General features: G+C 65.1%; 14 protein-coding genes. 7 read left to right on the top strand and 7 right to left on the bottom strand.

The features are described from left to right. Positions 1–16: 16 nt before the first annotated feature. Genes kdpB through kdpF form a run of 3 tightly spaced genes read right to left on the bottom strand, consistent with a single transcriptional unit; the run spans position 17 to position 3,948 of the window. Positions 17–2,182: a potassium-transporting ATPase subunit KdpB gene (kdpB, locus tag HJ588_RS16505; RefSeq protein ID WP_034712159.1), complete on the bottom strand. Its 2,166-nt coding sequence runs from the start codon at positions 2,180–2,182 to the stop codon at positions 17–19. 3 nt (positions 2,183–2,185) lie between these two features. Further along, positions 2,186–3,859 carry a potassium-transporting ATPase subunit KdpA gene (kdpA, locus tag HJ588_RS16510; RefSeq protein WP_034712161.1) on the bottom strand — a complete coding sequence of 558 codons (1,674 nt, stop codon included), beginning with the start codon at positions 3,857–3,859 and terminating at the stop codon, positions 2,186–2,188. Continuing rightward, complete coding sequence (kdpF, locus tag HJ588_RS16515) at positions 3,859–3,948, bottom strand: K(+)-transporting ATPase subunit F (RefSeq protein WP_081793236.1); 90 nt, start codon at positions 3,946–3,948, stop codon at positions 3,859–3,861. The genes kdpA and kdpF overlap by 1 nt, the downstream gene beginning before the upstream one ends. Before the next feature lie 649 nt (positions 3,949–4,597). Between kdpF and HJ588_RS16520 the strand changes: the two genes are divergently transcribed. Next, positions 4,598–5,119: a DUF6611 family protein gene (locus tag HJ588_RS16520; protein ID WP_155892750.1), complete on the top strand. Its 522-nt coding sequence runs from the start codon at positions 4,598–4,600 to the stop codon at positions 5,117–5,119. Between the two features lie 477 nt (positions 5,120–5,596). Here the strand turns inward: HJ588_RS16520 and HJ588_RS16525 are convergent, their stop codons facing one another. After that, the gene (locus HJ588_RS16525) at positions 5,597–6,706 is read right to left on the bottom strand and encodes a DNA cytosine methyltransferase (protein WP_034712167.1); all 1,110 of its coding nucleotides are present in this window, start codon (positions 6,704–6,706) and stop codon (positions 5,597–5,599) included. Between the two features lie 327 nt (positions 6,707–7,033). Between HJ588_RS16525 and mobF the strand changes: the two genes are divergently transcribed. After that, on the top strand, positions 7,034–10,588 hold the full coding sequence (gene mobF, locus HJ588_RS16530; protein WP_484489523.1) for a MobF family relaxase: 3,555 nt from the start codon (positions 7,034–7,036) through the stop codon (positions 10,586–10,588). Between the two features lie 22 nt (positions 10,589–10,610). Here mobF and dprA read toward each other — a convergent pair whose 3' ends face one another. Beyond that, positions 10,611–11,615, bottom strand: a complete 1,005-nt coding sequence (dprA, locus tag HJ588_RS16535) for a DNA-processing protein DprA (RefSeq protein WP_171157656.1) — start codon at positions 11,613–11,615, stop codon at positions 10,611–10,613. Positions 11,616–11,826: 211 nt separating this feature from the next. On the opposite strand from dprA, the gene HJ588_RS16540 reads away from it, so the two are divergent. Both HJ588_RS16540 and HJ588_RS16545 read left to right on the top strand, forming a co-directional pair. Beyond that, a complete protein-coding gene (locus HJ588_RS16540) occupies positions 11,827–12,156 on the top strand; it encodes a sulfate permease (RefSeq protein WP_171157658.1) in 330 nt (109 codons plus the stop codon). A 330-nt stretch (positions 12,157–12,486) separates the two neighbouring features. Further along, positions 12,487–13,395 (top strand): DNA adenine methylase, encoded by a 909-nt coding sequence (locus HJ588_RS16545; RefSeq protein WP_171157660.1) that lies wholly within the window; start codon positions 12,487–12,489, stop codon positions 13,393–13,395. Here HJ588_RS16545 and HJ588_RS16550 read toward each other — a convergent pair. Next, complete coding sequence (locus tag HJ588_RS16550) at positions 13,346–14,863, bottom strand: hypothetical protein (RefSeq protein ID WP_171157662.1); 1,518 nt, start codon at positions 14,861–14,863, stop codon at positions 13,346–13,348. The genes HJ588_RS16545 and HJ588_RS16550 overlap by 50 nt on opposite strands. Before the next feature lie 520 nt (positions 14,864–15,383). Here HJ588_RS16550 and HJ588_RS16555 point away from each other — a divergent pair. The 3 genes from HJ588_RS16555 to HJ588_RS16565 all read left to right on the top strand — a co-directional run bounded on the left by HJ588_RS16555 (position 15,384) and on the right by HJ588_RS16565 (position 19,595). Next, positions 15,384–17,105 carry an OLD family protein gene (locus HJ588_RS16555; protein ID WP_171157664.1) on the top strand — a complete coding sequence of 574 codons (1,722 nt, stop codon included), beginning with the start codon at positions 15,384–15,386 and terminating at the stop codon, positions 17,103–17,105. Continuing rightward, positions 17,102–18,724 (top strand): UvrD-helicase domain-containing protein, encoded by a 1,623-nt coding sequence (locus HJ588_RS16560; protein WP_171157666.1) that lies wholly within the window; start codon positions 17,102–17,104, stop codon positions 18,722–18,724. Before HJ588_RS16555 ends, HJ588_RS16560 begins: the two co-directional genes overlap by 4 nt. Before the next feature lie 619 nt (positions 18,725–19,343). Next, positions 19,344–19,595 carry a hypothetical protein gene (locus tag HJ588_RS16565; protein WP_171157668.1) on the top strand — a complete coding sequence of 84 codons (252 nt, stop codon included), beginning with the start codon at positions 19,344–19,346 and terminating at the stop codon, positions 19,593–19,595. A 203-nt stretch (positions 19,596–19,798) separates the two neighbouring features. Here HJ588_RS16565 and HJ588_RS20225 read toward each other — a convergent pair whose 3' ends face one another. After that, positions 19,799–20,092, bottom strand: a complete 294-nt coding sequence (locus tag HJ588_RS20225; protein WP_425483560.1) for a helix-turn-helix domain-containing protein — start codon at positions 20,090–20,092, stop codon at positions 19,799–19,801. Positions 20,093–20,244 lie beyond the last annotated feature (152 nt).

Consider the following 20,244-nt stretch of genomic DNA (forward strand, 5'->3'; position numbering starts at 1 on the left):
ACCTTTCACTGGTGAATCAGAATCCGGGGATCAGGCTGACTACGAGGTCGATGAGTTTGATCCCAACGAATGGCGCGATGATTCCGCCGACGCCGTAGATGAGCAGGTTGCGGTTCAGTGTCTTGGACGCGCTCAGTGCGCGGTATTTCACACCGCGGAGCGCGAGCGGCACCAGCAGCACGATGATGATGGCGTTGAAGATGATCGCGGAGAGCACCGCCGATGCAGGTGAGTGCAGTCCCATGATGTTCAGCACCGCAAGACCGGGAAACACCCCCATGAACATTGCTGGGATGATTGCGAAGTATTTCGCGATGTCGTTCGCGATCGAGAACGTCGTGAGCGCCCCGCGAGTGATGAGCAACTGCTTTCCGATCCGTACGATGTCGATGAGCTTGGTCGGATCGGAGTCGAGATCGACCATGTTGCCTGCTTCTTTCGCTGCCGACGTGCCCGTGTTCATCGCGACCCCGACATCCGCCTGGGCCAGCGCGGGCGCGTCGTTGGTGCCGTCACCGGTCATCGCCACGAGATTGCCGCCGTCTTGCTCCTTACGGATGAGTACGAGCTTGTCCTCGGGGGTGGCCTCGGCGAGGTAGTCATCGACGCCGGCCTCTTTCGCGATCGCCGCAGCGGTCAGCGGGTTGTCGCCGGTGATCATGACGGTGCGGATGCCCATCGACCGCAGCTCGGCGAAGCGGTCCGCTAGTCCGTCCTTCACGATGTCTTTCAGGTGCACGATCCCGAGAATCTGCGGGGGGACGCCGGGGGCTTTGATAGCGACGACGAGCGGTGTTCCCCCGGAGCGGGAGATGTGCTCGGTGTGTTCCTCGACCTCGGCAATCACGCTGGACGGCAGGGGCCGGCCATCGGCCTCCAGCCATGACGTTATCGCCGAACCGGCCCCCTTGCGCAGTTGGGTCCCATCGGACAGGTCGAGGCCGGACATCCGGGTCTGCGCGGTGAACGGGACGACCTCACCCCCACTGGGTGTGACCTCAACGCCCTCGGCACCGGCGAGCTCCACGATGGATGCCCCTTCCGGTGTCGGGTCGGCGAGGGAGGCGAGCGCGGCAGCACGACTCAGCTCGCCCGGCTGGATGCCAGCAAGCGGGACGAACGCGCTGGCACGGCGGTTGCCATAGGTGATCGTGCCGGTCTTGTCCAGCAGCAGGGTGGTGACATCCCCGGCGGCCTCCACGGCACGACCGGACATGGCCAGCACGTTGCGCTGCACGAGCCGGTCCATGCCGGCGATCCCGATCGCCGACAGCAGTGCCCCGATGGTGGTGGGGATCAGGCACACCAGCAGCGCGATCAGCACGGTGATGCTCACCGGGCTGGCCGCGTAGGAGGCGATCGGGTTGAGCGTGAGGGCAACGGTAACGAAGATGATCGACAGCGCGGCCAGCAGTATGCTCAGCGCGATCTCGTTCGGGGTCTTCTGCCGCGCGGCCCCCTCGACCAGGGCGATCATCCGATCCACGAACGTCTCGCCGGGTCGCGAGGTGATGCGTACCACGATCCGGTCCGAGAGCACCCGGGTGCCGCCGGTGACGGCAGAGCGGTCGCCGCCGGACTCCCGGATCACCGGCGCAGACTCCCCGGTGATCGCCGACTCATCCACGGACGCGATTCCCCACACGATGTCACCGTCGCCGGGGATCAGCTCACCCGCCGAGACGACCACGACATCTCCGAGCCGCAGTTCGGCCGAGGAGACAGCTTGCAGCAACGCTCGTTCCGCCCCTGCGTCGGTCACCGCGTCGTAGTGTCCGGTAACACGGCTAGCGGTGGTAGTGCTGCGGGTCTTGCGCAGCGACTCCGCCTGCGCCTTCCCACGGCCTTCGGCCACCGCCTCGGCGAGATTGGCGAACAGCACCGTGAGCCACAGCCAAACCGCGATCGCCCAGGTGAACGACCACGGCACTGCAGTCCCACCGGAGGAAGCAGGCCCGCCGAGGAACGGTTCCGCGATCGCCAGAGCAGTGGTCAGCACGGCCCCCACCCAAACGATGAACATCACCGGGTTGCGCCACTGCTGGCGCGGGTCGAGCTTGCGGAACGCACCCGGTGCCGCCGTGACGAGCTGCACCCAGGAGAAGGTGCCGCGAGGGATGCCGCTACCGGCGGATGAGCTGCCGGCAGATGAGCTGTGGACGGATGAAGTTGTTGTGGACATGATTCAGAGCAGCCCTTCCGCCAGGGGACCCAGCGTGAGAACGGGGAAGAAGGTCAAAGCGGTAACCAGCACCGTCACGACGGTCAGCAGACCGATGAACTGAGGCCGATGCGTCGGCAGGGTCCCCGCGGTGGCAGGGACTTTGTCCTGCGCGGCAAGCGATCCGGCCAGGGCAAGCACCAGCACGATCGGGACGAATCGGCCCAGCAGGATCGCCAGCCCCAGAGTGACGTTCAGCCATGGCGTATTCGCAGTGAGCCCGGCGAACGCGGACCCATTGTTGTTGGCGGCCGAAGTGAAGGCGTACAACACCTCCGACATGCCGTGCACGCCGGGGTTCCAGATCGACACCGAGGTCACCTCGTCCCGGACGCCGGGTATCGCGAAGCTCAGCGCGGTGCCGGTCAGCACGAGGATCGGCATGACGAGGATGTACAAGCTCGCCAGCTTGATCTCCCGTGGCCCGATCTTCTTGCCCAGGTACTCCGGGGTGCGTCCGATCAGCAGACCGGCGACAAACACCGCGATCACCGCCAGAACCAGCAGCCCGTACAGGCCGGAGCCGACCCCGCCGGGTGCGACCTCGCCGAGCATCATGTTGAGCATCGGTATCATGCCGCCCAGCGCGGTGTAGGAGTCGTGCATCGCGTTCACCGCGCCGGTAGAGGTGCCGGTGGAGGTGGTCGAGAACAGGGTCGAGCCGATGATCCCGAACCGTTGCTCCTTGCCCTCCATTGCACCGCCCGCGAGCTGCGGGGCGGTGCCCATCCCTCCGCTCTCGATCGCGGTGAGGATCGCGAAGGATGCCACGAACAGCACGCCCATGACGACGAGGATCGCGTAGCCCTGCCGCTTGTCTCCGACGAGGCGGCCGAAGGTGCGCGGCAGTGAGAACGGGATGACCAGCATGAGCAGCACCTCGACGACGTTCGTCCAGGCGGTCGGGTTCTCGAAGGGGTGGGCGGAGTTGGTGTTGAAGAAGCCGCCGCCGTTGGTGCCCAGCAGCTTGATAACCTCCTGCGAGGCGACCGGCCCACCGGGGATCGACTGGGCGCCCCCGGTGAGCGTGCTCACCTCGGTGAAGCCGTTGAAGTTCTGGATCACCCCGCCGGCGAGCAGCACGATCGCACCGATCGCCGCGATCGGCAGCAGGATGCGGATGGTGCCGCGCACCAGATCGGTCCAGAAGTTGCCGATCGTGCCGCTGCGGCGGTACGTGAAGCCGCGCACGAGGGCGATCGCCACCGCCATCCCGACCGCCGCGGACACGAAGTTCTGCACGGCAAGGCCCGCGAACTGCACCGTGTAGCCGAGGGTCAGCTCACCCGAGTAGGACTGCCAGTTCGTGTTCCCCACGAACGAGGCGGCCGTGTTGAACGACAGGTGCTCCGACGGCGCAGGCAGGCCCAGCGAGTACGGCAGCCACCACTGCAGCCGCTGCAGCCCGTACACCAGCAGCAGACCCACCGCGGAGAACGCCAGCACCCCCCGCAGGTATGCCTGCCAGGTCTGCTCGCTCTTGGCGTCGACGCCGATCAGCCGGTAGATGCCCCGCTCGATCTTCCAGTGCTTGGGGGCGCTGTACACCCACGCCATGTAGTCCCCAAGCGGACGGTGCACCACCGCCAGGAACAAGGCGACCGTCGCCAGTGCGGCGATCGCAAACAGCCACCCCATCAGAACCGCTCCGGCTTGATGAGCGCGAAGACGAGATAGACGACGGCCGCGACACCGAGCACCGCAGCGGCCAGCTCGAAGATGATCACAGCTTCTCCAACGCCTTACCGAGCAGACCGATCAGCGCGAACAGACCAATCACACCGGCGATGAACACGATGTCTAGCACGAGCAAGCTCCGTTCCTCAGGTCGGTCACCAAGCGATGACCGCATGCGTATTTCGGGACGCGACTCCTGAGACAACACCCTCAAACGGCGAAGATCACGAGGACTAACAGAACGCATACGAGATTGGCCCGAACACTCGCGGCGTCCATACGGTCGGGGCCCGGCCGCACGCGGACGATCAAGATCAAGCGATGTCAAGGGCCTGTCGGCCGAGCGCGCGTACGGCGGCCACGGTGGCTCCCGTCGTCGGTCGCGGTCGGAGTCCCCACAGGACACGCTTGACGTATGTGAAGGGGCTCCTTGGCATGCCGGCTCGTCGACGAGCGAAAAGAGATTCGGACAGCGGGCGGTTCCACGCGACCAACCACGAGATGGGGCGCCGAGACAGACGAAGATCATCTGGTCTAACGGAACGCATACAGGACTTGGGTGAATCCTCGCGCTGTCCATACGGCGCGGGTTTCCGATACCCGATCCAATGGGGAGATGAGCGTAAAGGCTGCGGCGCGGGGTGGCGCTTGCGCGACCTCACCCAGCGGACCGCGAGCCGCGGTCTAGGCGGCCGGACCGTGAGCACCCACGACATGATCGACCGGCTCCAGGAAGTCAGGACCCTCACTAGGCGCTGGGGTACGGTCCGCACGCTCGGTCCCGCACACGGAACACAACTCTTCTTCCTGGAAGTGCATCCTCCTGGCACGACGAGCCGTGATCGGAGGCTGATCGCCATCGACCGGATCGCACCGGCATACGGCTCCTCAGCCGGACTCTTGATTGCCGCTCTCATCGACGGGCTGCCAAGCTGGGCGCTCCTCACAAGCGTCCTTGCAACTGCCGCCGCGTTCGGCCTCGTGACTCGACGCCTGACGCGCAGGCTTCGCGACCAGACGCGTTCACTTACGGTCGAGGTCAACTTCCGCGCCGCCCCCAGCACGACCATTGATGGCAACCCTGATCTACTTGTTTCCTGCCACAGGGCCTTGATCGCACTCGACAACGCTCGCACAAGTGAGTTCCTGACGCCGGCCGAATACGAGCGACGTTGGGCCGAGGTCTACTTCCGTATCCCCGCCATCTCACTACGACGTTGACTGGCCATGACCATCATCGAACATCCACCAACCGCGTGGCACAAAGCGCGTGCCACAACCGCACTCGCTTGCCGTGTCGCGCGCCGTTGCCAAGATCAGAAGGTCCTTATAACTGAGACGGCGCCTGCTGAGGATGAGGACGCGGATGTTCCTCCGCCATCTCTGGATTTCCGAACGACGCGCGTTGGCCATCGGGTGTCTCGACTCGGAGCAGGTCGCCCGCCCACATGGCACTAGACCCGTGCCCGGTGATCGCTGAGTCGAGACGAGGTGTCCACCCCCGCTAGATCGGCCTGCATGGCACGTGCAGCCATCGTGCCGCCGCATAAGCTCTGCAATCAGGATGCGAGGTCTATGCAGGATCAAGGTCAAGTTTCGGTGCCCGCGGCCGCCGGCTGCCAAGGGACTCCATCGCCCGCATGAGTCACGCCGCGATTGGTCCTCGCATGAACCCGACCCCCGACCCTTCCTTCACGCCTACGCAGCCTGTTCGCGCTGCACAGCCTTGACCAGAGCGGTCACCGCTTGCAGCGGGAGGACTCCGTTGCCGAGGGCAGTAATCTGCTGGTTTTGAGTGAGCCCGTACCCGGGGTCGGTGACCCAGCCGGGTTCGAGACCCATGAGCCATTCCACGAACGCGGGTGCCAGACGCGGACCTCTGCCGTCGTTTAGGAGGGCGGGAGCGGGTGCATCCTGTCCGGTGACGTGCTCCCATTGTGCGATGGCTCGGGCGTAGCGTCCCCAGCGCCGAACAGTCCGTCGATCAGGGTCCACAAGGTCTCCGACTCGTCGCATCTGCTCGGAGAGCCACCCGGCCCGTTCAAGGCGAGGTCGATGATCTGGTGCGACAAGGCGATCGTCCCATGCCGCGCCCGTACCTGATCCAGGCTCTCTCCACCGCGAGAAGAGTCCGTTGCGAGCGGGGTCCGGAACATCATGTTGGGCGACGATGAAGATGCGGAAACGATGGTGAGGAGCGCCGACAAAGGACGCCGGTAAGCCGATCCATTGCGCGTCGTACCGCAGGTCGGCCAGATCGCCGAGTACGGCGCCGGCTGCCCGGAGAGGTCGAGCTGCGAGGTCTCCCAGGCTCCACGGGTCGGGTTCCAGATGGCGAAGGGGTGCATCGCCGGGGGTTGCATGGTCGTCGAGGTTGCGTTGCGCATCGTCGTTTCCTTCCGAGGGCGGTCGAATGGCGGGTGCGGAGAGCAAGCCGCGGACATTCTCGATGACGACGAGCTGGGGTTGCAGCGCGTCGATCGCGTCGGCCATGTGCGACCACAGCCCGGAGCGGGTGCCCGGCGCGAGGCCGGCGCGCTTTCCCACGGTCGAGACGTCCTGGCACGGAAAGCCGCCGCAGAGCACGTCGACATACTCGGCGGCGCGCCAGTCGATGGTGGTGATGTCGCCCAGGTTGGGGGCGTCGGGCCAGTGATGGGCGAAGACGCGCGCGATGGGTGGGTTGTTCTCGGAGAACCAGATCGTCTCGGCATCGAGGGCGTATTCGACGGCGAGGTCGAGTCCGCCGTACCCGGAGAACAGCGATCCGACCTTGAGCGGGCGAGTTCGGTCGTGAGGGTCGTGCATGAGGGCTCCGGCTGACGGGTGATCCCCGGTCGGACTTCACGCACGAGGTCACCGCCGGGCTGGTCAGCGACCAGGTGCACGACCCCCCGAACCACTGCCGCCATACCTCGTCGGCGGTGCCATGCCCGCACTCGGCACACCACCCCGCGTGCTTCGGAGTCCGTGACTCAGGCGGAGCCGCCGATCCTCCGCCACCGACTCCCCGAGCCATCACACGTCTTTCAGACGAGGCGCGAGCCGTCCCGAGTCGCATCGGATGCGACCGGACTCGCGGGCTCACCTGCCCCCCGAACGGCGGCGGAAGGAGCAGCCCAGGTGACGGTTTCGATGCGCGTGATGAGCGCGGGCGATGGATACAAGTACCTGTTGAAGTCCATCGCCGCGGGCGATGGCGACCGCTCGCTGTCCACGCCGCTGACTCGCTACTACGCGGAGGCGGGGACGCCGCCGGGCTTCTGGATGGGCTCGGGGCTGGGTCGTCTCGGGCATGGTGAGCTGGTCGAGGGAGCGCAGGTCTCAGAAGCTCAGCTCGCGCTGTTGGTCGGGATGGGCCATGACCCGATCACGGGTGAGCCGCTGGGTCGCGCCTACCAGCAGTTCGCGTCGATCACTGAGCGGATCAGGCAGCGCGTGGACGCTCTCGACCCCGAGTTGGGGCCGGTGACTCGAGCGCAGGAAGTGGCCGCGATCGAGGCGGAGGAAGCCGAGCGCGGTACCCGCCGCGCGGTAGCCGGTTACGACTTCACGTTCAGCGTGCCGAAGTCGGTCTCCACGATCTGGGCGGTCACGGACGCGGGCACGCAAGCCTTGATCGCGGATGCTCATCATGCGGCGGTTGCAGAGCTGGTTGCGTTCCTCGAACGCGAGGTTGCAGCAACACGGGTCGGTGCAACCGGCCCGGACGGCGCGGTTGCGCACGTCGATGTCGCCGGGGTTGTGGCCGCGGCGTTCGATCATTACGACAGCCGCGCCGGCGACCCGCAGTTGCACACGCACGTCGTCATCAGCAACAAGGTCCTGACCGTGCAGGACGGGCGTTGGCGGACCCTCGCGGGCCGGCCGATGCACGCGGTGGTCGTGGCGGTCTCGGAGCTCTACAACGCCGCTCTGGCCGATCAGCTCACCCGCGTCATCGGCGTGGAGTGGGAGGCGCGGGAACGTGGCAGGGACCGGAACCCGGCCTGGGAAATCGAGGGGGTGCCCGACGAGCTGGTGGCCGAGTTCTCCACCCGCTCCCGGCACATCGAGGCCGAGAAAGACCGCCTCATCGCCGAGTACGTCGCCAAGCACGGCAGGCAGCCATCGGCGCGAACGGTGCTGAAACTCCGGGCGCAGGCGACGCTCGCCACGAGGCCGGAGAAGCAGGTCCGATCGCTGGCCGACCTCACCCGCGAGTGGCGCCAGCGCGCCAGCCGGGTGCTGCGACGCGACGCGAACGGCTGGGCGCGCACGCTCACCACGGCCACCGCGCAGGCGCCGCGGCGGGTGCTGCGCGCTGACGACGTGCCGCTGGATGTGGTGCGCGAGGTCGGGCAGACCGTGATGGAGACGGTGGGCGAGAAGCGTTCTACCTGGACCCGCTGGAACCTGCACGCCGAAGCATCCCGGCAGTTGATGGGGTGGCGGTTCGCCAGCATCCAGGACCGGGAGGCGATCACCGGGCTCGTGGTCGATGCCGCCGAGCACGCTTCGTTGCGGCTGACGCCGCCGGAGCTGGCGTCGAGCCCGTTGCAGTTCCGCCGCGTGGACGGCACCTCCCGGTTCCGGCCGCACGCCTCGACCCTGTTCTCATCCGAAGTCCTGCTGGCCGCAGAAGACCGACTCCTGGCGCGCGCCGCCACAACGACCGGGCCGGTGGTGCCGTTAGAGACGGTCGAGAGGATCGCCCGCAAGCCCGACGCACGCGGCCGGGTGCTCGGCGAGGATCAGGCCGCGGCCCTTGCCGCGATCGCGGTCTCCGGACGCGTCGTGGACGTGCTGGTCGGTCCGGCTGGGGCCGGGAAGACGACGGCGATGAACGGGCTTCGGCGGGCGTGGGAGAAGGGGCACGGCACCGGCTCGGTGATCGGGCTGGCCCCCTCGGCGGTCGCCGCGCAGGTCCTCGCCGATGACCTCGGAATCGCCACCGAGAACACGGCGAAGTGGTGGCAGAACCACATCATGTATGAGACTACGTTCACTGCCGGGCAGCTCGTCATCATCGACGAGGCGAGCCTGGCCGGCACGATGTCGTTGGATCGGCTCACCCACGAGGCTGAGAAGGCCGGCGCGAAAGTCCTCCTGGTCGGCGACTGGGGCCAGCTCCAATCACCCGGCGCCGGCGGCAGTTTCGCCATGCTCGTGCACGATCGCGACGACGCCCCCGAGCTGACCGATCTGCACCGCTTCACCAACGAGTGGGAGAAGACCACCTCGCTCCAGCTCCGCCACGGCCGCGCCGAGGCGATCGACACCCTGATCGAGCACGGACGGATCACCGGCGGCGACGAGGAAGCGATGATCGACGCCGCCTACACCGCATGGCGACGTGATCTTGCCGCCGGGCACGCGTCGATCCTGGTCACCGAGACCCACGCGACCGTCACCGAGCTGAACACCAGAGCGCGGGCGGATCGGATCATCGACGGCACCGTGAATCCCACCCGCGAACTCGCCCTGCACGACGGCACCGCGGTCTCGGAGGGCGATCTGGTCATCACCCGCGAGAACGACCGGCGGCTCCGCAACGGCCGAACGTGGGTCCGCAACGGCTCCCGCTGGATCGTCACCGGAGTTCGCGAGGATGGATCGGTCAGCATCCGACCGGCCGGACGCAGGTTCGGCGGCGGGATCGTTCTGCCGGCCGACTATTTGGCCGAGCACCTGGACCTCGGCTACGCGATCACCGCGCACCGCGCCCAGGGCGTCACCACCGACACCGCGCACGCGGTCGTCACCGCCACCACGACGCGGGAGAACTTCTACGTCTCCATGACCCGCGGCGCCCACAGCAACCACGCCTACGTCGCCGTCGACCGGGAAGACGCCGAACACGCGGTGCCGCATCCCGACGACAACCCGCACGTCACCGCCCGCTCGATCCTCTATGGCGTCCTGCAGCACATCGGCGCCGAGCTGTCCGCGCACGAGACGATCACCGCCGAACAAGACCGCTGGGGCTCGATCGCCCAACTCGCGGCCGAGTACGACACCATCGCGCAAGCCGCCCAGCACGACCGCTGGGCGACCTTGCTCGCCGCGTCCGGGCTCACCGTCGAACAGATCGAAGACGTGCTCGGCTCCGATGCCTACGGCGCGCTGTCCGCCGAGCTGCGTCACGCCGAGGCCAACCACCATGACCTCGACGCGCTGCTCCCGCGGCTGGTCGCCGCGCGGAGCCTGGACGATGCCGATGACATCACCTCCGTCCTCCACGCCCGCGTCGCGCGCGCCACCGCCCGGCCCGCTGGGTCAGGCCGCACCCGCAAGTCCCCGAGTCTGATCGTTGGACTGATCCCGCACGCCGGCGGGCGGATGGCCGAGGACATGCGGCAAGCCCTGGACGAGCGCCGCGAGCTGATCGAAGCCCGCGCCGACGCCGTGCTCCGTGGTTACCTCACCGATGAGGAACCGTGGACGGCCGACCTCGGCACAGCCCCGAGGGGCGAGAAGCAGAAGGCGGCGTGGTGGCGTGCCGCTCGCACCGTCGCCGCCTACCGCGACCGTTACGGCATCACCGACGACCGGACCCCGCTCGGCCCGACGCCGGAGAGCACCAACCAGAAGATCGACGCCATCCGCGCCCGCGCCGCCCTCAACCGCGCCCAGGCGATCGCTCACGAAGGCGCGACGGCTGATGCGGTGCGGCCAGCGACCACATCACGCCCCGCACCGAGCTTGTGAGCCCGTCCAGCGAGGGCGGCCGTCAGAGAGAGCGCCCCGGCGTGCCCGGCGACGGGTGCCGGTGCCCGAACTCGCGTCCGACCTCGGGCCGCGTCACAGTCCGGTCCGGGGTCCTATCGGCGTCGAGTAGGTCGATCACGTCGCTTGGCTGAGTGACGAGTGAGGCGAAGCCTTGCTTGATGAGTTCGTTCGGCCCCGCGCTCGCCACGCTGGTCACCGGGCCGGGCACCGCGCCGACGCCCCGGCCGAGTTCGCGTGCGGCGAGCACGGTAGTCATCGACCCGGACCGGGGACCGGCCTCGGGGATCACGGTCGCACCGGAGAGCGCCGCCAGCAGGCGGTTGCGGGACAGGAACCTGTGCCTGGTCGGCGCGGCTCCGGGCGGCAGCTCACTGACCAGCAGCCCGACATCTCCGATCCGGTTCAGCAACTCGCTGTGCCCGGCCGGGTAGGGGCGATCCAACCCGTTCGCCAGGACCGCGATCGTCTGACCGCTCGCGGCGAGCACGCTCTTGTGCGCGGCACCCTCGATCCCGTAGGCGTCACCGGAAACGACGACCCGTTCCTCATCGGCCAGACCCGCCGCCAGCTCGCCCGCGACCTGCTCGCCATAGGAGGTCGCGGCGCGAGCGCCCGTGATCGTGGCCCGATCGCTCAGCGCCGTCGTCAAGAACGAAGCCGCGCCCCGCGTCCACAGCAGGTACGGCGCGCGCTCGCCCAGGTCGTTCAGACCGGCGGGCCATTCCTTGTCGGCCGGGATGAGCGTGCCGAACCCGTGCCGCTCCGCCTGCGTTACCTGGTCTGGCAGGCCGGGCATGACCCGCGCCGCCAGCCGTTCGCGCCACATCAGCACGTCAGCACGTGCCAGGCCGGGCACCTCGTCGTCGGACTCGAACAGCCGCAGCGTCTCGACCCCGCCGTGACGGGTGAGGACGTACCCGGTGGTCGAGTCGTTCGGTTCGGCGATCATCGACAACGCGATCCGCGCCATCCGCTCACCCTGCACCTGCTCCGCCAACGTCGCCATGATCGGTGTCCCTTCCGCTCCAAGGTCACCGACGAGGTACACGCCCGCCTGCCGCCGGGGTTCCCTCTGTCATAGGACAGTCGTAAACTCGGTAGCGAGGCAGGTTCAGCAAACTATGCGGGTCCTTCGGGACGGCCCCTTGCGGGCACTCGGTTCATAGCCGCCTCCACGACGGAACACCGTCGCGCTATGACGAGGAAAGAGGCCCGCAATGCTCCGGACGTCCGTGGCGCTCAGCGCACGAGGCTATGGCGTACTCCGCTACGCACCCACGAACCTGCTGCTCAACGCGATCCTCACACGGCGCGGCCTGAAGTGGGGCGTCTCCGCGATGCTGCTCGCCGGGGTCTACTTCTACACCGCGGCGATCTGCACCACGATCATCAACGACGGGGGTCCCGGCTGGCTCTACCTGCTGGTACTGGTGTTCGTCTGGAACGCCTTCAAGTTCCTTTGGATCGGCCCCGTCAGTCTGATCCAGCTCATAAGTGTCCGTGCGGGGGAGCGTCGCAAACGGCAACCGGTGCCGTCCTCACGGTGACGCGCAGGCGAGCCCACCGCGCCGTAAGGCACTGACCACGACACAGCCGCATTCGACTGGCGCGTCCCTTCAGGTGTACCGCACCGATTCGGCGTGTCGATGACTCTGTGATGTCGTTACGAGTAGTATCCGTTACATGCAGGACTTCACGAGCCTGAGCGACGCGGGCCTCACTGACGTTGATCGAGCGCTGCGTCATGAGCGGCTACGTCGCCGTAAGGCGTGGCGTAACTGCGAGCGCTGCGATCAGGCGTTCCTCGGGCGAGGTGATGCGCGCTTCTGCTCGGCTCGCTGCCGAGTCGCCGCGCATCGAGCAGGGAAGGAGTCCTGATGAGTGACACGCTGCGGGTTGTCGCGTCACGTCGGTACGGAACGCTCTCGCCGCTCCGCTATCCGGGAGGAAAGGCGGCGCTCGCTGGCTTCTTTGGCGACATCATCGATGCCCTCAGGGTCGAGCGCGCACGCTATATCGAGCCATATGCCGGTGGCGTGGGAGCTGGGATTGCGTTGCTCCGCGAGGGCATTGTCGAAGAACTGGTTGTCAACGACATTGACCCTGCGGTGTACGCCTTCTGGAAATCTGCGGTCGGAGACAATGCCAGCTTCGTTGAAATGGTTGCGTCCGTCCCACTTACGATCGCTGAATGGCAGAAGCAGCGAGAGATATACAGATCGCGCGATGAGCGAGATTCACTCCGCCTCGGGTTCGCCTTCTTTTTTCTGAACAGGACCAATCGTTCAGGGATTCTGAATGCCGGAGTTATCGGCGGTCAGCGGCAGGAAGGGAGATACAAGATTGACGCCCGCTTCAATCGTGAAACGCTCATCGAACGATTGACTGCGATCGGAGACTTGGCCGATCAGATCACGGTCTCAGACCTTGACGGCAGGACAGTGATCCAGCGTTACGCTCAGGACGATCGAGCATTTATGTACATCGATCCGCCCTATGTTCAGGCAGGGTCTCAGCTCTACCTCAACGCGTTCGACGGGCGCGATCACACAGCCCTCGCGGCGATCGTCAATACGGTTGAGAAGGCGCACTGGCTCATGACGTATGACACGGCTCCACTGATTGAGAAGCTGTATCGCGAGCACTTCCAATGCCGCTTGGAACTGACCTACTCCGCGCGGTATCCGGGGCAGGCCGAAGAACTGCTCGTTGCATCGCCCGCAGTCGCCGGTGTGGTCAAGGCGTTGCAGGGGCAGACTGTAATGGCGGACGCAACAAGCGCCTGAGCAGCGGATTGACCATCTTCCACGCCTGCCGAACGTCCTCTGCGGTCACTGACGCATCTGCGCTGTGCGCGATGAGATTGAACCACTGGATAGAGCCATGTTTGTGGGCGTTTCCCGACTGTATGGCGCCGATGGTCGATTTGAGAGTCTTCTCCGAGCCATAGGTTTGCGCGACCACTTTGAAAACCGCACTCAACTCGCCTGTCGCGGGCGTTGCGGAGCCCTCGAAATGGACCTTGATGGTGGCTTCGAGAACAGAGCGCAACAGGATCGCGGACGCGATAGGCAAGTTTCCCAGGTTGATCCGTCGTAGCTCGAAGTAGCGCAGTTTGAGGTTCAGTGGTGCGTTCTCGTAGTCGAGGCCCGACAGATCGAGCGTGTCCTTTGTGTCTGGATGGTTCGGTCCACGGCTTCCTGCTCCGCTCGGAGGCTCAGGCTGGGGTGGAGTTGCTCCGCCGGTCTCGCTGCCGGGACCGCTTGGAGGCATTCCGTGGCTGCCACCTTGCGACGGTCCAGGCGGAGTCGGGGGTGCGGGCGCGGCGGGTGATGGTGTCGGCGTTGCTGTAATGGGTACACCGTTGAGACGGTCCACGAACGGCTGGTAAGCGTCATCACGCTTCTTGAGCTCCGGAGAGCGGGTGTTGAGCCTTCCAGCGCGAAACTCCCCGACTAGATACTCCAATGCACCGAGCTTCTTCTTTGGAAGTTTCGACGCGATCGTTTCGGGAGTTGAGGACCGAGGAAGCAACATGCCGTCTCTATCGAACTCCACCCCGATCGCAGCCGCGATGTCCTTGCTTCGGTACGCGTACTCAAAGGCCGACATCGCCAAGTCGTCGCTGGCGGCATACTGCCGGAGAGTGTGGTCGGAGAATGGCGCAGCGGCAAGGAAGCGTCGCATCACAGCCATCTTCATGAACCTTGCGACCTCGACATCGGGGTACTGCGCCTTGACGTCCTCCACAGTCGTCTGGTCGTCCACGAGTGAGTAGTAGAAGGTTGCTTGTTGGTCGCGGCTCCACCGCTTCTTGGAGATACCAGTGTGCAGTCGGGCAACGTGCGGGGCGGCGGTCGCGCGATCAGGCGCCACGATGACGCGGATTCGTTCGGGAAGGTTCTCTGCCTCGACTGCGTACCTCTTGAGCAGCGAGCGGACCTCGGCTTCGTGACCAGACACGATCGTCGGGTCATGGAGAGCCTTGAGTGCGCTGACGCGCCGGTTGCCTTCCAGGACGATGTACGAAGGTGGCTCGTCCTGTGACTCCGCCGCGATCACGATCGGCACCTCGTTGTCGAAGTAGCCGTCGCGAAGGATCAGCCGCGCCGCGCCGAGGACGTCCTCGGAAGCGAACAGATACTTCAAGGCTCCAGCTTCATCGTCGCGACGAGTCGGGATGCGGTAGTTCTCCAGGTCGAGCAGGAGCCGGCTCAGCTCGACCTCCACGATGGGTAGCTGCTCGTAAGCCATGTCCAGCCTCGTCTCGATGATCCGTCCGGCGATCTACGCCCTCGGTGCCGAACGGACGAGAGCTGTCGTTCAGTCCTAACCGTAGCCGCGCTGTTTCGCGATCGGGCTGAGACACGTCGACGCGCATCAACCGAAGCTCCTCTGACGCGCGTACGCACGAATCGGTTGCCATAGGTGCCCGTGACGCCGTGACAGTTCCCGACGCGGGCAGGGGGCCAGGCACGGGACCACAGCCATGCAAACCATGCAGCCTGCCGGCGGCACCGCGTGGGTCGCGTGAACTGCGGAACCAGACGGAAACGACGCCGAGCTGCCACTTCGGACGCTTGTAAGGAACCTGTCGTCGCGTGTCTCACGGGACGGCCATGGTGCGTCGCCGCCTGGTACTGCCCACAGTCCGTGGGACGATAGGCACGGGAGCCGCCGGTTCCGAGCGGGAGAAGGTCCGTTGATTCACGCTCATCGTCCCGTTGCGAGCCGAGCGCTCAACTTGCATCGGGGGGTATGCAAGGAGTAGCCAATGAGGGTCGCGCGCATCCGTATCGGACACTTCCGGGGTTATCGCCATGCAGCGCTCGTGGTGCCAGAGAACATGGTGCTTGCAGGTGAGCCGCAGGCGGGCCGCACTGACATCGTCGAGGCCCTGCGCCGGGTTCTCGACGCCCGCAGTACTCGGTCCCGCGTGAATCCTCTCGACGTCTACCGACCTGCTGACGGCGATGAAGAGTCCTTGACGGAGGTAGAGGTGACTCTCCTCGACCTCGGGGAGGACCTCGAAACTCTTCTCAGCGAGAATCTGGAAACGTTCGACCGGGCAACCGGGGAGATCGCCACGCCAAGCAACGCGGGCGACGCGGTTCTGGGCGTACGTCTGTGCTATCGCGCACGATATGACCTCGATACGGACACCGGCGAGCACTGGGTCGATTACCCGGCGCGAAGTGATCCCGCTGCCGGTGTGTTCAAGAGAGCGAGCCGGATCGAGCGTGAGTCTCTGCCTGTCCAGTTCGTTGACAGTGCGCCGGCTCTCCAACTGCGGGCAGAGGGAGTCCTGAGAGCACTCCTTGCTGATGCCGACCCTGGTGGCCTGGACAGCGCCCTCACCGATCTGGATTCGGCCGTCCATGCTGCAACCGGGTCGTTCTCTGAGACGGAGGTGGTCACCAGCGTTCTGGATAAGGTCATCGATTCCGGACCGCAGACTCTCTTCGGTATCGATGACTCCGCCGACATCAGTTTTCTGGCGGATGACGGTTCTATGGCTGCACTCCTCAGAGCGCTTCAACCAGCGATCTCGATGGGTGCGGCCGGGGCCCTTCCCGTCCGTTCCCAGGGGTCGACTCTCGAGAGTGTGCTCTCGGCCGCTGAAGCCATCGCAGCCGCGCGAGATGCACAATCAGGCGTCGTCATCATCGGCGATGACTTCGGAGATCGCCTTGACGCATCGTCATCTGAACACATGGCGCGGCTCATCCACGTAACTGCAGGGCAAGCGATCCTCACAACGCGCCGTCCTGAGGTAGTACGAGCATTCGATCCCGGTGAGCTGGTTCGGCTCACAGTCAGCCACGGCGAGAGACGACAGCACCAGCTCTCTGCAGTCACGGACAAGACGGGCCGAGTCAACCGGAGGCTCATCCTGGAGCAGCTTCTCGCGGCGCTGAGCGCGAGAACCGTTGTCCTCCTGGAGGGGCCGCTCGACGTCGAGGGGTATGGCGCGCTCGCGTCGCGGCTCTTCCGGAAGACGAACGAACCGCACCACAGCCTCCCCGCTAACGGCATCCGATTGGTCGCCCCGCCAGGGTCAGACGGAGGAGTTACCCGGCTCCCAGCCATTGCCGAGATCGCCCTTGAACTCGGATTCCACGTCCGAGGGATCGTCGACAATGACAAGCCAGGACACGAAGATCCAGCAGTCGGAGTCCTTGCAGGAATGGTCGAACAACTCGTCGTGCTTCCCACTCGCACCGCCGTGGAGGCCGCGCTCATCCGCGGCGTACCCGGAGATCAGCTCCGAGAGACGGTCGAGACCCTGGAAGACTTCGGCATGCCCACCCTGCCACCCGATCTCGGCGACGATGACATCGCGGACTACCTCATCACGACGAAAGTGATCAAGAAGCAGGGGCTAGGGGCAGCCTGGGCTCACGCACTGACACGACAGCCGCCGATCGCGCGGTCCGCGATCGAAGCAGTCTGCGGCGATACGCTCGGACGCATCGACATCCCTGATCTGCCATGACATTCGCCCCGCAGAACCCGGAGCAGCAGCGAGTCGTAGCGACGCAGGCCGAACTCACTGTCGTGCTCGGCGGAGCGGGTGTCGGAAAGACGACCAGCGCCCTCGCCGCAGCTCACGCCCATCTCGAACGAGTAGCAGAAAGCGAACCCCACGATCGGGTCCTGTTCCTCTCGTTCTCTCGTTCCTCGGTGGCGCGCATCGCCTCCCGTGCAAATGAGATTCTCGGCCGACGAGGCTCCCAGGTGGACATCATGACGTTCCACTCGCTCGCGTTCTCCGTGGTCCGGAGATTCGGGAATCTGGTCGGACACGGCGACGCCGTCCTCGTCAGCCCCGCTCGCGAGAAGCTCGGCCTGGCCCAGCACGAGATCGGATACAGCAGGCTCATCCCGCTCACACTCGAAATCGCTCAGGCCGCACCTGCTGTCGCAGAACACCTTCGCACCCGATGGGGCCTCGTAATCGTCGACGAGTTTCAGGACACCGGCGATGCGCAGCAAGACCTCCTTCAGCTGATTGCCCGCGACAGCAGGCTGATACTGCTCGGCGACCCGAACCAGTGCATCTACACGTTCCTCGCCGAAGACGGCGTCAGAGTGGAGCGCATCGATGAAGCCTGCTCGGCCGCTGGGGCAGAGAACACCATCTTGCTGCCAGAAACCTCCTTCCGAGACCCCTCCGGGATCATCCCGGCCGTCGCCAACGCCATCAGGGGACGCCTGTTCGACTCAGAGGCCATCGCGGCCGCCATCCAGGACGAAAGACTGGTCATCCAAGACGGAATACCACTCTCCGACGAGACCAGTCACGTCGCACGGGTCGTTAGCGAGCTAGCCGCGGAAGACATGGGCGTGGCAGTATTCACGCACCATAACGACATGCTCGCGGCTCTCTCGGATGCACTTGAAGCCGACGGGATCGAACATGAAGTTGCCGGTCTCAGTGACGCGCTCGCCGCCGCCCTCGACGCCCAGACTGCGATGGCGCGGTTCCACACCGGCGATGGCACCTGGGAAATTGTTCTCGAAGCGATAGCTGTGTTCCTGACAAGCGCGCAACGTGGGCAGAAGGCGCCCCCCATCGCGTACCAGGTGATGAACGGTTCAGGCCCCACGACCTTGCAAGCTCGCCTGAGCGCTCTTCGAGAGCGTCTCTCCGAGGCGGGGTCCATTCGGGAGGTAATCGAGGTAGCGGCGACGGCACACGACGCGCTCGGACTACCGCAGAAGTCGGGCGCCTGGCAGCAAGCAGCCACCCTGCTCTCGGTGATGTACGCGCGAGCGGCACGTACGAGCAGCGCCCGCGATGACCATCAGATGGTTGCAGCGATCTGTGCGGAAGCTCGTGAGGCGAGTTACGCGGCGCTCACGGACTCGGCGTTGAGCCCGCGAGAGGTTCAACTAATGAACCTGTACCAGACGAAGGGACGCGAGGCAGACGCAACCGTCGTGGTGTTGCGGGAGGGGGACTTCATGGGCTACGAATCAGAACCGTTCCCCACAACGAGTCGGCTCCTCTACGTGGTCTTCTCCAGAGCCAGACACAAGATCGTCGTGCTGCTCGTGGGCAACAGGTTCCACGCCGCCGTAGCGCCTCTCGCGGCTCTGGCCGCGAACTGAGCTTGCCCACGAGGGGGGACCAGAAGGGGACCATAATCATGCAATCCATGCATCTCGTGACGTGTTCTGCATGATCTGACGCCCGGAATCACGCAGAATCCGGTCTGGCCGGAGCAGTCTGGACGCCTGGGGGTCAGGGGGTCGCAGGTTCAAATCCTGTCAGCCCGACGTTGTTGTCTCAGGACATCGGAATGGTCCGGACCTGCATTGTGCAGGTTCAGGTCTTTTTTTGTGGATGTGGGTCCCGGTGGTCGGCCGGTGGGTTTGGTGGTCGCGGCGTGGGTCGATGTTGAGGTCCCGCATTGTCCTGCCAACGGATAGCCCATCAACTCACCACGGCGCACCCCGATCAGCATCAAACGCACAGCGCGCGTAACGCGTTTCCTCTCCCGGGCGTCGAGATAGATAATCGAACTCTAATCACGGCTCAGACTGTGTCTCGATACGTTCCGAACACACCGACAAATACGGTTGAGGTGGTCATTCCTCCGCACTGCCCTTGTTCGCTAGTCGCGAACACTAACAATCAAGGTCTTGTATCAAATTTTCGAGTGTGTTGTACTGCTCTACATGCACTTGTTCACACAAGGTGAAGGAGGCAATTAGGAAGGAAAGAATCATGAAGGAACCGAAGAAGTACATGGCCAGGCCTACCCGCCCAGATCTGCCAGCACACGAGGTCAGGAGCCGCGAGCCCGAGTATCGGCAGATACTTGAGGATGCCGGGCTGGAGCTTGTGGGCTCAACAACTGGATATGAGATACACGAACAAGGTATCGTCATCGCCTCAGGCTTTGTGAGTATCCATGAGGTCGGAGATTGGATTATTGAGCACAAGGACGAGTATCCCGACGTTGCATCCGGCGAGTGAGGGACCACCTGCACCGAAGATGAATAGGCAGCCGCGAGGCTGCCTATTCATGCTAAATGCCTCTACTCACAACGGACTAGATAGATCTTCAGGATCTTCTTCTGGCATGACTATAGTATTCATAGGTTGTGTACCTAAACTAATGAAAAAGGGTGGTGGAGAAGGCTCGTCCACAAGTAGCGCGGAAGATACGGCCCGTCCGGCTAGTTGCCGATCACTACGCCGTTGGCGTGGAACTGATTCCAGATGATGGTCCTGCTGACCCTGAGTCGTGTCGCGATGGCTCGCAGTGAGTGGCCGTCCTCGTACAGCTTGATTGCTTCGGCAATCTGACGGCGTTGCGGGCGCGACCAGCTTCGGCAATGAGCGCGGTGACCGATTGCCGCGAAACGCCTTACGTCTTCGCCAGCCTGGCAAGCGATTCTCCGGCGACATCGCGTTCGGAGCAGCACGGCTCGCTGCTCCGCCAACAAGCGCCATCGGGTGCCGCGTGGCATACCAGCAACATGTTGACTCGTCTGTTGCACGTCGCGCGTTCGGCGCGCCCACAGCCGCCAGGTGAAATCGTTGGCTTGAGGGCTGCGTGAGGACCCTGACAGCGCGAAACCGCCGACTTGTCGGCGGTTTTCGCGTTTCCTGTCGGCGGGGG

This window comes from Flexivirga aerilata (assembly GCF_013002715.1).
Classification (GTDB): domain Bacteria; phylum Actinomycetota; class Actinomycetes; order Actinomycetales; family Dermatophilaceae; genus Flexivirga; species Flexivirga aerilata.

What these genes read in the sequence shown, in the direction of transcription:
- kdpB (WP_034712159.1), bottom strand. Translation starts at nt 2,182, where the DNA reads ATGTCCACAACAACTTCATCCGTCCACAGCTCATCTGCCGGCAGCTCA.
- kdpA (WP_034712161.1), bottom strand. Translation starts at nt 3,859, where the DNA reads ATGGGGTGGCTGTTTGCGATCGCCGCACTGGCGACGGTCGCCTTGTTC.
- HJ588_RS16525 (WP_034712167.1), bottom strand. Translation starts at nt 6,706, where the DNA reads ATGCACGACCCTCACGACCGAACTCGCCCGCTCAAGGTCGGATCGCTG.
- mobF (WP_484489523.1), top strand. Translation starts at nt 7,034, where the DNA reads ATGCGCGTGATGAGCGCGGGCGATGGATACAAGTACCTGTTGAAGTCC.
- dprA (WP_171157656.1), bottom strand. Translation starts at nt 11,615, where the DNA reads ATGGCGACGTTGGCGGAGCAGGTGCAGGGTGAGCGGATGGCGCGGATC.
- HJ588_RS16540 (WP_171157658.1), top strand. Translation starts at nt 11,827, where the DNA reads ATGCTCCGGACGTCCGTGGCGCTCAGCGCACGAGGCTATGGCGTACTC.
- HJ588_RS16545 (WP_171157660.1), top strand. Translation starts at nt 12,487, where the DNA reads ATGAGTGACACGCTGCGGGTTGTCGCGTCACGTCGGTACGGAACGCTC.
- HJ588_RS16550 (WP_171157662.1), bottom strand. Translation starts at nt 14,863, where the DNA reads ATGGCTTACGAGCAGCTACCCATCGTGGAGGTCGAGCTGAGCCGGCTC.
- HJ588_RS16555 (WP_171157664.1), top strand. Translation starts at nt 15,384, where the DNA reads ATGAGGGTCGCGCGCATCCGTATCGGACACTTCCGGGGTTATCGCCAT.
- HJ588_RS16560 (WP_171157666.1), top strand. Translation starts at nt 17,102, where the DNA reads ATGACATTCGCCCCGCAGAACCCGGAGCAGCAGCGAGTCGTAGCGACG.
- HJ588_RS16565 (WP_171157668.1), top strand. Translation starts at nt 19,344, where the DNA reads ATGAAGGAACCGAAGAAGTACATGGCCAGGCCTACCCGCCCAGATCTG.
- HJ588_RS20225 (WP_425483560.1), bottom strand. Translation starts at nt 20,092, where the DNA reads ATGCCACGCGGCACCCGATGGCGCTTGTTGGCGGAGCAGCGAGCCGTG.